The organism is Rhodoplanes sp. SY1 (genome assembly GCF_046000175.1).
Taxonomy (GTDB): Bacteria; Pseudomonadota; Alphaproteobacteria; order Rhizobiales; family Xanthobacteraceae; genus Rhodoplanes.
Genome location: NZ_JBEOMB010000084.1, coordinates 1 through 12,087, shown reverse-complemented (window position 1 = coordinate 12,087; position 12,087 = coordinate 1). Strand labels below are relative to the sequence as shown.

Genomic DNA, 12,087 nt, shown 5'->3' with positions numbered 1-12,087 from the left:
GCTGCGCGGCGAGCCACCCTCTCCCCGTGCACGGGGAGAGGGAACGGGGGCCCGCCCGCCGATGCCCGTGCGGCGAATGATCCCCCGGTGCCACCCATGACCCTCTCCCTCGGCCGCTTCACGTGGCTCGGGCTCCTCGCCGCGGCGCTCGTGGTGGGGCTCGACCAGGCGTCGAAGCTGTGGCTGCTCTACGTCTTCGCGCTGCCCGACAAGGTGCCCCTGCACGTCCTGCCGGGGCTCGATCTCGTCGTCGTGTGGAACACCGGCATCAGCTACGGCCTGTTCCCGCAGACCGGGCCGTTCGGCCAATGGGCGCTGCTCGGCCTCAAGGTGATCGCCGTGCTGCTGCTCGGGATCTGGCTCACCCGGGTGGACCGCCGCGCGGGCGCGCTGGCGCTCGGGCTGATCATCGGCGGGGCGATCGGCAACGCCATCGACCGGGCGACGTTCGGGGCCGTGTTCGATTTCGTTCTGCTGTACGTCGCTACCGCGACGTGGCGGTTCAACTGGTACGTCTTCAACATCGCCGACGTGGCGATCGTCGCCGGGGTGGTTCTGCTCCTGTGGGAGACCCTGGTCGCCCCCGACGCCGCAAAAGCGCCCTGATCCGCGATATACAAGGGCGATCGGGGGACGTGTCGGCTTCCGTGCCGCTCGTCCATGCACGGGGAAACCACATGCGAGCATTCTCGACGCGCGCTCCGTTGCGCGCTCCTACGATGCGCGCTCCCATGATGCGCGCATCATCTCGGCGCGCCTCTCTGCTGCGCGCCTCCACCTGCGTTGCCATGGTCGGCGCTCTCGCGTTCGGACTGGTGCTCGGCAGCGGCCCGGCCCGCGCCGAGGACGACGACGAACTGCCCGACGTCAAGGTGATGCGCAGCATCATGCGCGGCCTCGGGCTCAAGCGCCCCGGCGAGGAGGCCAACATCGAGTATCGCGAGCGTTCGCCCCTGGTGATCCCGCCGGGCCGCGACCTGCCGCCGCCCGAGGCCGCGGCGCTCGCCGAGCGCAACCCGGCCTGGCCCGACGATCCGGACGTCAAGGCGCGCCGCGACGCCAAGAAGAACGCCCGCAAGTCGATCAATGTCGAGGAAGAGTCGCGCTCGCTGATGCCGGCCGAGCTGAACCGCAAGGGGGCGCCCCGCACCGCCTCGGCCGGTGGCTCGATCCTGTCGGGCGAGGAGGCGATCAACCAGAAGTCGCCGAAAGAACTCGGCTACGGCGGCGGCCTCTTCAATTGGCGCAACCTCGTCGGCGCCGAGCCGAAGGAGGAGGTCGGCACCTTCGAGAAGGAGCCGTCGCGCAGCGACCTCACCCAGCCGCCGCCCGGCTACTTGACGCCGTCGCCGAACCAGCCCTACGGGGTCGGCAAGACGATCGAACGCCCGACCAAGGCGAAGAGCTACGACCAGGCGGCCGGCAGCGCCGAGCAGCGCTGAGCGTCACGCGTCACCCCGATCGAATCGACGCGCACGGCCCGCCGCCGTGCGCGTCGTCGTTTTCGGCGGCCGCCGTGGGCCGCTGCACCGCCGGTGCGGCATGTCCGACCGTTCCGCGGGCTCCCGCGCCGCGCCCCGAATTCCGCCAAGAACCTGACCGATTTGTCATTTGAGCCGCCGGACCGTTTCCGGGACAATGCCCGCCGTCTTCCCAGAGAGGCCCGCCGCATGATCCGATCTGCCCCGACGTCGCTCGCCCTCGCCGTGGCGATCGCGCTCCTGTCGACCACGGCCTCGGGGTGGGCCGAGAGCAGGCCCGCGGCCGCGGCCGGGACGACGACGGCGCAGGCGGCGCCTGCGCAGACCGTGCCGGCCCCGCTGCCGCGCCCCGCCACGGCGCCGGCGGCGTCGCAGCCCGTGCAGGCCGCCAAGGTCACCGACTTCAAGCTCGCCAACGGCCTCGAGGTCGTGGTGGTGCCGGACCGCCGCACCCCCGTCGTCACCCACATGATCTATTACAAGGTCGGCTCGGCCGACGAGGCGCCGGGCAAGTCCGGCATCGCGCATTTCCTCGAGCACCTGATGTTCAAGGGCACCGAGAAGAACCCGAGCGGGCGCTTCTCCAAGATGCTCGCCACCATCGGGGGCCAGGAGAACGCCTTCACGACCACCGATTACACGGGCTACTTCCAGCGCGTGCCGAAGGAGCATCTCGGCGAGGTGATGGCCTTCGAGGCCGACCGCATGACCGGGCTCGTGCTCACCGACGCCAACGTGCTGCCCGAGCGCGACGTGGTGCTGGAAGAGTACAACATGCGGGTCGCCAATAGCCCCGACGCCCGCATCGGCGAGCAGGTCGCGGCGAGCCTCTATCTGAACCACCCCTACGGCCGGCCGGTGATCGGCTGGCGCGCCGAGATCGAGCAGCTCAACCGCGAGGACGCGCTCGCCTTCTACAAGCAGTTTTACGGGCCGAACAACGCCGTCGTCGTGATCGCCGGCGACGTCGAGCCCGAGGCCGTGCGGGCGCTGGCCGAGAAGACCTACGGCGTGATCCCGCCGAGGACCGACATCGGCCCGCGCAAGCGGCCGCAGGAGCCGCCGCCCGTCGCCGTGCGCCAGGTGACGCTCGACGATCCGCGCGTCGCCCAGCCCAGCCTGAACCGCAGCTATCTGGTGCCGTCCTACACCACGGCGAAGCGCGGCGAGGCCGAGGCGATCGACGTGCTCGCCCAGATCCTCGGCAGCGGCCAGAACAGCCGGCTCTACCGCCGGCTCGTCGCCGAGGGCCGCCTCGCCACCACGGCGGGCGCCTGGTACCAGGGCTCGGCCGTCGACGCGACGCGGCTCGGCGTGTACGCCCGCCCGACCCCGGACCACACGCTCGCCGACGTCGAGAAGGCGATCGACGCCGTGATCGCCGAGACGATCGCCGACGGCGTCACGGCCGACGAGCTGGAGCGCGCCAAGACCCGGATGATCGCCGACGCCGTCTACGCGCAGGACAACCAGTCCAGCATGGCGCGCTGGTACGGCACCGCGCTCTCCACCGGTTCCTCGGTCGCCGACGTGCTGTCGTGGCCGGACCGCATCCGCGCCGTCACGGCCGACCAGGTGCGCGAGGCCGCCAAGACCTGGCTCGACAAGCGCCGCTCGGCGACCGGCTATCTGGTCAAGTCGCTGCCGGCCTCCGAGGAGAAGCGCTCGTGATCACGTCCCTCCGCCGTCTCGCGGCCGCGTTCTTCGCCGTCGCCACGATCGCGCTCGTCTCTCTGGCTTCGGTTCCGGCCGCGAGCGCCACCACGATCGAGCGGGTGAAGACTCCGAAAGGCATCGAGATCTGGCTGGTGCGCGAGCCCTCGCTGCCGATGATCGCCATGGAGTTCGCCTTCCGGGGCGGCAGCGCCCAGGATCCGGCCGACCGCGACGGGCTCGCCAACATGGCGGCCTCGCTGCTCGACGAGGGGGCCGGCGACCTCGACGCCCGCGCCTTCCAGCAGCGGCTCGAATCGAAGGCGATCGAGTTCTCGATGTCGGCCTATCGCGACTCGCTGATGGGCTCGCTGCGCACCCTGTCGGAGAACCGCGACGAGGCCTTCGGTCTCCTGAAGCTGGCACTGACCGCGCCGCGCTTCGATCCCGAGGCGGTCGAACGCATCCGCACCAGCATCGTCGCGGCGCTGCGCCGCGACGCCGTCACGCCGAGCGACCTCGCCGGCCGTAAGTTCTGGGAGACGGCGTTCGCCGGGCACCCCTATGGCCGCGTCACCCGTGGCAGCGTGGAGAGCGTGCAGGCCATCACGGTGCCGGACCTGAAGGCCTATGTCGGCCGCGTGCTCGCGCGCGACAACCTGCTCGTCGGCATCGTCGGCGACATCGACGCGGCGACCGCCTCGCGCCTCGTCGACGAGGCGTTCGGGGCGCTGCCCGAGAAGGCGCAGCTCGGCGCCGTGCCGCAGGCGATGCCGAAGGATCTCGGCCGCCGCGTCCAGGTCGACGTCGACGTGCCGCAATCGACCCTGCTGCTCGCCGGCGCCGGCATCGCCCGCAAGGATCCGGACTTCATCCCGGCCTATGTGGTCAATCACATCCTCGGCGGCGGCTCGTTCTCGTCGCGGCTGTATCGCGAGGTGCGCGAGACACGCGGCCTCGCCTACGGGGTCTCCTCGTCGCTGGTGCCGCTGAAGAGCACGGCGCTGTTCTTCGTCTCCACCGCGACGCGGGCCGACCGGGTGAAGGAATCGATGGACGTGATCGAGGCGGAGATCCGCCGCATGGCGGAGGAGGGGCCGACGGCCGAGGAGCTCGCCCAGGCGAAGTCGTTCCTGAAGGGCTCCTACGCGCTCTCCTTCGACACCTCGGCCAAGATCGCCAACCAGCTCGTGCTGATCCAGCTCGAGGAGCTCGGCATCGACTACATCGACCGCCGCAACGGCCTGATCGAGGCGGTGACGCTCGACGACGCCAAGCGCGTGGCGAAGCGCTTCCTGTCCGGCAAGCTGCTCGCCACGGTCGCCGGCCGCCCCGAGGCCGCCACTGCCGCCGCCCCGGCCGCCGCCCAGCCCGCCCCGGCCGTGAAGGCGCAGTAGGCGCCGCGGGCGTCCCTTCACCTCTCCCCGCGTGCGGGGAGAGGTCGGACTTGGCGCCGCAGGCGCAGAGTCCGGGTGAGGGGGCGCAGCCGCGGGTCGCGACGGCTCTGCATCGCGGAGGTCCCCCCTCATCCCGACCTTCTCCCCGCGCGCGGGGAGAAGGAGCGCCGGCGCCGCGGAGTGGGAGCGGCACCCCGCTCTTGACCGCGGCCGCGGTCTCGCCTTCAACGGCAGCATGATCCGGGTCACCGACCATATCGAGATCGACGAGGCGGAGCTCGAGGAGAGCTTCGTGCGCGCCGGCGGGCCGGGCGGGCAGAACGTCAACAAGGTCGCCACCGCCGTGCAGCTGCGCTTCGACGCGCGCGGCTCGCGCTCGCTGCCGAACGACGTGGCGATCCGGCTGATGCGCATCGCCGGCGCCCGCCTCACCACCGAGGGCGTCGTGGTGATCACGGCACAGCGCTTCCGCACCCAGGAGCGCAACCGCGCCGACGCACGCGAGCGCCTGTTCGAGATGATCCGCGAGGCCGCCGTGCGGCCGACCCCGCGGGTGAAGACGAGGCCCACGCTCGCCTCCAAGAAGCGCCGCGTGGAGGCGAAAAAACGCCGCTCCACCGTGAAGAGCCTGCGCCAGGGCCGGCCGGAGGAGTAAGGCGCGAATCCTGCTATATGTCGTTCGCGTCACCGGTCATTCCGGGGCGCCGCGCAGCGGCGAACCCGGAATCCAGCCGAGACGTGAAGCGGATGTCGCTGGATTCCGGGTTCGCGGACCTGCGGTCCGCGCCCCGGAATGACGGAAACCTGATCCCGAGTCGCACCATGCCGGTCCGCCAGCTCACCGAGGCTGTCATCAACCGCATCGCCGCCGGCGAGGTGGTCGAGCGGCCGGCGAGCGTCGTCAAGGAGCTGGTCGAGAACGCGCTCGACGCCGGGGCGCGCCGCATCGACGTGATCACCGAGGGCGGCGGGCGACGGCGCATCACCGTCACGGACGACGGTTCCGGCATGACGCGGCCCGACCTCGTGCTCGCGGTCGAGCGCCACGCGACCTCCAAGCTGGACGACGAGGATCTGCTCGACATCCGCACCCTCGGTTTCCGCGGCGAGGCGCTGCCGTCGATCGGCGCGGTGGCGAAGCTCCTGATCACGACCCGCCACGCCGACGAGCCGCACGCCTGGGCGCTCGCGCTCGAGGGCGGCCGCAAGGGCGAGCCGAAGCCGGCCGCGCTGGCGCAGGGCACTCGCATCGACGTGCGCGACCTCTTCTACGCGACGCCGGCGCGGCTGAAGTTCCTGAAGGCCGAGCGCAGCGAGACCGAGGCGATTCGCGACGTGATGCGCCGTCTCGCGATGACGCGGCCCGACGTGTCCTTCACGTTCGCGGGCGAGGAGCGCGCGCCCGTCACGTTCCCGGCCGCCGATCCGACGCTGCTCGGCTCTGATCACGTCGGTGGCACGGTGTCGAACGGCCGGCTGCGCCGGCTCGCCGACGTGCTCGGCGCCGAGTTCTCGCAGAACGCCGTGCCGGTGCGGGGCGGCCGCGACGGGCTGTTCGTCGAAGGGTTCGCGGCGCTGCCGACCTTCAACAAGGCGAACTCGCTGTCGCAGTATCTGTTCGTCAACGGCCGGCCGGTGCGCGACAAGCTGCTGTTCGGCGCGGTGCGGGCCGCCTATGCGGACCATCTCGCGCGCGATCGCCATCCGGTGGTCGCGCTGTTCGTCGAGGTCGATCCGCGCGAGGTCGACGTCAACGTCCATCCGGCCAAGGCCGAGGTGCGGTTCCGCGACGCCGGCTTGGTGCGCGCCACCCTCGTGCGGTCCCTGATGGATGCGCTGAATGCCGGCGCCGGCCGCGCGGCGACCACGGGCGGCGGCGCGACGCTCGCGGCATTGCGGCCGCAAGGCGCACCGTTCGGCGCGTCGTCGTTCAGTGCGTCGCGGCCGACGACGGTGCGGCCGCTGTCGGAGGTCGGATCGGGCGGCTGGACGGTGCCGCGTGCGTTCGGCTGGGACTGGCGCGGCTCGCCGGCCCGACCGCCGGACGCGGGCGATCGGACCGAAGCTGATCACGACGCATACGATCAGCCGCTGCCACCCGGCTTCACCGAGCTGCCGCAGGCGACGTTCGACGTCGGCCCGCCCTCGGCGGACGCGCGGGCGAGTGCGTTCCAGCCGCGCGACGCCGCTTTGGACGGCGACGCCGACGACCGCCCGCTCGGCGCCGCGCGGGCGCAGCTCCATGAGAACTACATCGTCGCCCAGACCCGCGACGGCATCGTCATCGTCGACCAGCACGCCGCCCACGAGCGCATCGTCTACGAGCGCATGAAGGCGGCGCTCGCGGCGGGCGGCATCGCCCGTCAGCTCCTCCTGATCCCCGAGGTGGTCGAGCTCGACGAGGCGGACGTCGATCGTCTTGTCGCTCGCGCCGACGAGCTTTCCGGCTTCGGCCTGGTGCTGGAGGCGTTCGGTCCCGGCGCCGTCGCGGTGCGCGAGACGCCGGGCCTGCTCGGCCGGCTCGACGTCGGCGCGCTGGTGCGCGATCTCGCCGAGCATCTCGCCGAGTGGGACACGACGCTGCCGCTGGAGCGCCGCCTCCTGCACGTCGCCGCGACGATCGCGTGCCACGGCTCGGTGCGGGCCGGGCGCCGGCTCAAGCCGGAGGAGATGAACGCGCTGCTGCGCGAGATGGAAGAGACTCCGAACGCCGGCCAGTGCAACCACGGCCGCCCCACCTATGTCGAGCTGAAGCTTTCAGACATCGAGCGCCTGTTCGGGCGGAAGTGACGGATGCCAAGTGGCACCCCCTCACGCCTCATGGTGAGGAGCGGCTGAAAGCCGCGTCTCGAACCATGTGGTCGCGGCGCTCTCCGGGGCCGTCCTCGCCCTTCGAGACGCCCGCTGCGCGGGCTCCTCAGGGTGAGGACGGAGGTGGACGCAGCGCTCCCCTCCTCACCCCGCCACCTCGCCATACACGGCCCTGATCTGATCACGAAGCCAGGCGTGCGCCTTGTCGCGATCGTGGCGGGCGTGCCAGACCATGCGGATCGCGAGGCGCCCGACGTCGAGCGGCACCGGTCGCGTGGCGAGGCCGAAGCGGCGCCGGAACACATCGGCGGCGAGCTGGGTGAACACGCCGATCATGTCCGAGCCGGCGAGGAGTTGCGGCACCGCGGTGAAGTTCGACACCGTGACGAGCGCCCGCCGGGCGTGCCCGTGCGTCGTGAGCAGATCGTCGAAGATTGCGGTGCGGGCGCCTGTCGCGCTCACCACGACATGCGGATAAGCGAGCACGCCGTCGATGTCGAGCCGCGCCTTGCGGCGGATCAGCGGGTGATCGGGGCGCAGCACGCAGTGCAGCGTCTCGTCGATCAGATGCTCGTGGCGAAGATGCTTGGGCGTGACGTCGATCGAGCCGATGGCGAGATCGGTGCGATCCTGCTCCAGGAGATCGAGCGCGTGCTGGCGATCGGCCGTCATCACGTGGAGGGCGGCCTGCGGCGCGAAGCGTTGCAACCGTTCGACCAGTGCCGGCACCACGGCGAGGCTCTGGCGGTCGGGCGTGCTGATGCGGAACACGTCGGTCGCGGCCGCCGGATCGAAGACGCCTTCGGACAGGATCGCATCGACCAGCGCCATCGCCTCGCGCAGCGGTGCGCGCAGGGCTTTCGCCCGCGGCGTGGGGACGAGGCCGTCGGGGCCGCGCGCCAGGAGCTCGTCGCCGAGCGCGGCGCGCAGGCGAGCGAGCGCGTTGGAGACGGCCGGTTGCGAGCGCGCCAGCGCGTCGCCGGCCCGCGTCACGCTGCGCTCGGCGAGCAGCACGTCGAGAACCCGCAGCAGGTTGAGGTCGAAATCGGCGCGCGGCACGGTGGCTTCCGTATTCATCCGGTGAATGCTATCGATTGATAGGATCGATTTCACAAATACACAAGCCGCCCCTACAGTCGCGCTCCCTCCGCCGCGCGCCGGCCCTGCCGCGCCCTCTCCCGGGAGCTCCGCATGACGTCGCCGTCTCCGTTCGCCACGTCCCGATCCGCCCCGACCCGCCGCGGCGTGCTCGGCTCGGCTGCGGTCGTCGCAGCCGCCGCCGCGACCGGGTTGTCGCCGGCCGACGCCGCCGCCCCGCCGGCCGCGGTCCAGGCGCCCGGTTTCTATCGCTACACTCTCGGCAGCGTGCAGGTGACGGTGCTCAACGACGGCGTCAGCCGCATGCCGATCGGCGACGGCTTCGTGCTCAACGCGAGCAAGGCCGACGTGCAGGCGGCGCTCGCGGCGGCCTTCATGAATCCGGACGTCTATGCCGGCCCCTACAACCCGATCCTGATCAACACGGGCGCGAAGCTGGTGCTGGTCGACACCGGCACGGGCGAGGCGGCGTTCAAGGCGAGCAACGGCCTCAACGGCCGCCTGATGCAGACGCTGGCGGCCGCCGGCATCGCGCCGGAGCAGATCGACGCCGTGGTGCTGACGCATTATCACGGCGACCACATCAACGGGCTCGTGCGCGCCGACGGGACGGTGGCGTTCCCCAATGCCGAGGTGCTGGCGCCGGCCCGCGAGCACGCCTTCTGGACCGACGAGGGCGAGATCGGGCGCGCCAGGAATCCGCGGGTTCCGGACGGCGCCCGCAACGTCCGCCGGGTGCTCGCGGGTGGCATCGCCGAGCGGCTGCGCACCTACGAGTGGGACAAGGAGGTGCTGCCCGGCCTCGTCGCGGTCGGCACCCCGGGGCACACGCCGGGCCACACGTCGCTGGTGCTCGCCTCCGGCGGCAAGCAGGTTTATATACAGGGCGACGTCACCCACGCGCCGTTCCTGTTCGCCCGCAATCCCGGCTGGCATTTCATGCTGGACGTCGACCCTGTCGCGGCGGAGGCGACACGGCGCAAGGTCTACGAGATGCTGGTCGCCGAACGCATGCCGGTGCAGGGTTTCCACTATCCATTCCCGGCGCTGGCGCATGTCGAGCGCAGCGGCACCGGCTACCGCGAGGTGCTCGTCCCGTGGAGCGCGGCCCTCTGATCCTTCGAACGACACCATCGCAACGGAGCTTCGCATGAGACGATCCCTCTCCTCGGCCGTGCTGGCGATCGCCGGGCTGGCGCTCGCCGTCGTCGGCGGGCCGGCGGCCGCCCAGGACGCCGCTGCCTGGCCGACCCGGCCCGTCACCCTGATCGTGCCGTTCCTGGCCGGCGGGCCGATCGACGTGATCGCCCGCGTGCAGGCCCAGAAGCTCGGCGAGATCCTCGGCCAGACCGTGGTGGTCGAGAATGTCGGCGGCGGCGGCGGGGCGCTCGGCGCCCAGCGCATCGCCCGTGGCGCCCCGGACGGCTACCTGTTCGTCATGGGCAATGTCGGCACCCACGCCTATCACCCGAGCCTGTATGCCAAGCCGCTCTACGATCCGGTCACCGACTTCCAGCCGGTCGGGCTGACGACAGAATCGCCGCGCCTGCTGGTCGTCCGGCCCACCCTGCCGGCCGACGACCTCAAGGGCTTCGTCGCCTTCGCCAAGGCGAACCACGCGACCATGAGCTTCGGTTCCGGCGGGCTCGGCTCGGCGACCCATATCCCGTGCCTGTTGGTCAACCAGGCGATGGGCGTGACGGTGACGCACGTGCCCTATCGCGGCGCCGCGCCCGCCATGCAGGACGTGATCGGCGGCCGCACCGACTACATGTGCGACTCGATCCAGACCGCGGTGCCGCAGGTGACGCAGAAGAACGTCAAGGCGCTCGCCGTGCTGTCGGGCACCCGCTCGCCGCTGCTGCCCGAGGTGCCGACCGCCACCGAGGCGGGGCTGCCGGGCGTCGAGGCCGACGCCTGGAACGCCATCTTCCTGCCCAAGGGCACGCCCGAGCCGATCGTCAAGAAGCTGGTCGCCGCCGTGAACCAGACGCTCGACGATCCGACCGTGAAGAAGCGTCTCGACGATCTCGGCCTGTCGATCGTCCCGCCCGAACGCCGCGGACCGGACTATCTCGCCAAGTACGTGAAGTCCGAGATCGACCGCTGGGCTCCCGCCATCAAGGCGGCCGGCCTGAAGGTGGAGTAGGGCGCCGCCGACGTTCCGGGCGGTCCTGACGACCGCCCGGAGACGCGCCGCTCGCTCCGGCGAAGGCCTCGTGTCCCGGGCGCGGCGCAACGCGCCGCGAACCGGGACCCAGGGGTGATCGGACGATCGGACGATATGCCAGCCGTGCTCGCCGGTCGTGAGGCCCCTGGGCCCCGGCTCTGCGGCGCATCAGGCCTGCGGCCTGCCGCGCCTTGTCCGGGGCACGAGACCGAGCGCCAGGATGGGCGTCTCACCCATCGTCGTGCGCCACGCTGACATGCCGCTTCACCCCGCCCTGAGAAACGTCACGGCGGTGTCGTCGTAGACGCGGCGCTCGAGCTCCGCGAAGCCGTCGAGCGCCGGCAGGGGGGCGTCGGCCGCCTCCTCGGCGACGATCAGCGCGCCCGGCTGAAGCCAGCCGCCCTCCCGCGCCGCGGTCAAGGCCGGGACGGCGAGGCCGCGGCCGTAGGGCGGATCGAGGAAGACGAGCGAAAAGGGCGGCATCGGGTGGGCGATGCCGAGCTTGGTGGCGTCCCGGCGATAGATCTTGGTGACGCCGCCGAGCCCGAGGTTCTCGACGTTCTGGCGGATCAGGGCGCGCGCTTCGGCGCCGTCGTCGACGAGCAGCGTGAAGGCGGCACCCCGCGAGCTCGCCTCGAGCCCGAGCGCGCCGGTGCCGGCGAACAGGTCGAGCACCCGGGCGTCCGCGACCGGGTCGCCGTAGGCGTGCATCAGGATGTTGAAGAGCGACTCGCGCAGGCGGTCGGCGGTCGGCCGGATCGCGGCCGAGCGCGGACCTGCGAGCACGCGCCCGCGCAGCCGGCCGCCGACGATGCGCATCAGCCGCCCCGCGGACCTGACGGGCGAGAGCCCCCCGGCCGCCCGCCACCGCGGCCACCCGGCTTGCCGCCGGAGGGCTTTCCGCCCCCGGGCCGGCCGCCGGAGGGCCGTCCGCCCGGCTTGCCGCCCGACTTGAAGCCACCCGGCGTGCCTCCGCCCGCCTTGAAGCCGCCGCCCTTGAAGCCGCCCGGCTTGCGGTCGCCGAGCGGCTTGCCGCCGCCTTCGCCCCGCGGCCGGAACGGCCGATCACCGGCCGGCTTCTCGCGAAACGGCTTGCCGCCCTCGGACCGCGCCCGGAACGGTCGGTCGCCCGTGCTGCGCTCGCGGAACGGCCGATCCCCCTCGGCGCGCTTGGGCCGGAACGGCCGGTCGCCTTCGGTGCGTTCACGGAAGGGCCGATCCCCCTCGCTGCGCCTGCGGAACGGCTTGTCGCCGGCGGGACGCTCGCGGAAGGGGCGATCGCCCTCGGCGCGCTTCGGTCGGAACGGGCGATCGCCCTCGTCTCGTGCCCGGAACGGCTTGTCGCCGGCGGGGCGCTCGCGGAACGGGCGGTCGCCGTCCGCCCGCTTGGCTCGGAACGGCCGATCGCCACCTTCGGCGCGAGCCCGGAACGGGCGGTCCCCTTCGGTGCGCGAACGGAACGGCCGATCGCCTTCGG

10 protein-coding genes and 1 pseudogene are annotated in these 12,087 nt (G+C 72.0%); 8 read left to right on the top strand and 3 right to left on the bottom strand.

The annotated features are described in order from the left end of the window. Nucleotides 1-96 precede the first annotated feature (96 nt). The 6 genes from lspA (at nt 97) to mutL (ending at nt 7,321) form a co-directional block, all read left to right on the top strand. Complete coding sequence (lspA, locus tag ABTU92_RS20615) at nt 97-606, top strand: signal peptidase II (RefSeq protein WP_408093506.1); 510 nt, start codon at nt 97-99, stop codon at nt 604-606. Between the two features lie 182 nt (nt 607-788). Then, on the top strand, nt 789-1,442 hold the full coding sequence (locus ABTU92_RS20610; protein ID WP_408093505.1) for a hypothetical protein: 654 nt from the start codon (nt 789-791) through the stop codon (nt 1,440-1,442). Between the two features lie 228 nt (nt 1,443-1,670). Further along, on the top strand, nt 1,671-3,152 hold the full coding sequence (locus ABTU92_RS20605; RefSeq protein ID WP_408093504.1) for a M16 family metallopeptidase: 1,482 nt from the start codon (nt 1,671-1,673) through the stop codon (nt 3,150-3,152). Continuing rightward, nucleotides 3,149-4,531, top strand: coding sequence for a M16 family metallopeptidase (locus ABTU92_RS20600; RefSeq protein ID WP_408093503.1), 1,383 nt, complete (start codon nt 3,149-3,151; stop codon nt 4,529-4,531). The genes ABTU92_RS20605 and ABTU92_RS20600 overlap by 4 nt, the downstream gene beginning before the upstream one ends. A gap of 235 nt (nt 4,532-4,766) precedes the next feature. Beyond that, the gene (gene arfB, locus ABTU92_RS20595) at nt 4,767-5,186 is read left to right on the top strand and encodes an alternative ribosome rescue aminoacyl-tRNA hydrolase ArfB (protein WP_408093502.1); all 420 of its coding nucleotides are present in this window, start codon (nt 4,767-4,769) and stop codon (nt 5,184-5,186) included. A 167-nt stretch (nt 5,187-5,353) separates the two neighbouring features. Further along, complete coding sequence (mutL, locus tag ABTU92_RS20590) at nt 5,354-7,321, top strand: DNA mismatch repair endonuclease MutL (protein WP_408093501.1); 1,968 nt, start codon at nt 5,354-5,356, stop codon at nt 7,319-7,321. 165 nt (nt 7,322-7,486) lie between these two features. On the opposite strand, the gene ABTU92_RS20585 is transcribed toward mutL, so the two are convergent. Continuing rightward, a complete protein-coding gene (locus ABTU92_RS20585) occupies nt 7,487-8,419 on the bottom strand; it encodes a LysR family transcriptional regulator (RefSeq protein WP_408093500.1) in 933 nt (310 codons plus the stop codon). Nucleotides 8,420-8,533: 114 nt separating this feature from the next. Between ABTU92_RS20585 and ABTU92_RS20580 the strand changes: the two genes are divergently transcribed. Further along, nucleotides 8,534-9,556 (top strand): MBL fold metallo-hydrolase, encoded by a 1,023-nt coding sequence (locus tag ABTU92_RS20580; protein ID WP_408093499.1) that lies wholly within the window; start codon nt 8,534-8,536, stop codon nt 9,554-9,556. 34 nt (nt 9,557-9,590) lie between these two features. Then, a complete protein-coding gene (locus ABTU92_RS20575) occupies nt 9,591-10,589 on the top strand; it encodes a Bug family tripartite tricarboxylate transporter substrate binding protein (RefSeq protein WP_408093498.1) in 999 nt (332 codons plus the stop codon). Nucleotides 10,590-10,874: 285 nt separating this feature from the next. On the opposite strand, the gene rsmD is transcribed toward ABTU92_RS20575, so the two are convergent. Beyond that, complete coding sequence (rsmD, locus tag ABTU92_RS20570; RefSeq protein WP_408093497.1) at nt 10,875-11,429, bottom strand: 16S rRNA (guanine(966)-N(2))-methyltransferase RsmD; 555 nt, start codon at nt 11,427-11,429, stop codon at nt 10,875-10,877. Continuing rightward, nucleotides 11,429-12,087 (bottom strand): annotated as a pseudogene (locus tag ABTU92_RS20565) (RNA-binding protein); the annotation flags it as partial. The pseudogene ABTU92_RS20565 and the gene rsmD, both read right to left, overlap by 1 nt.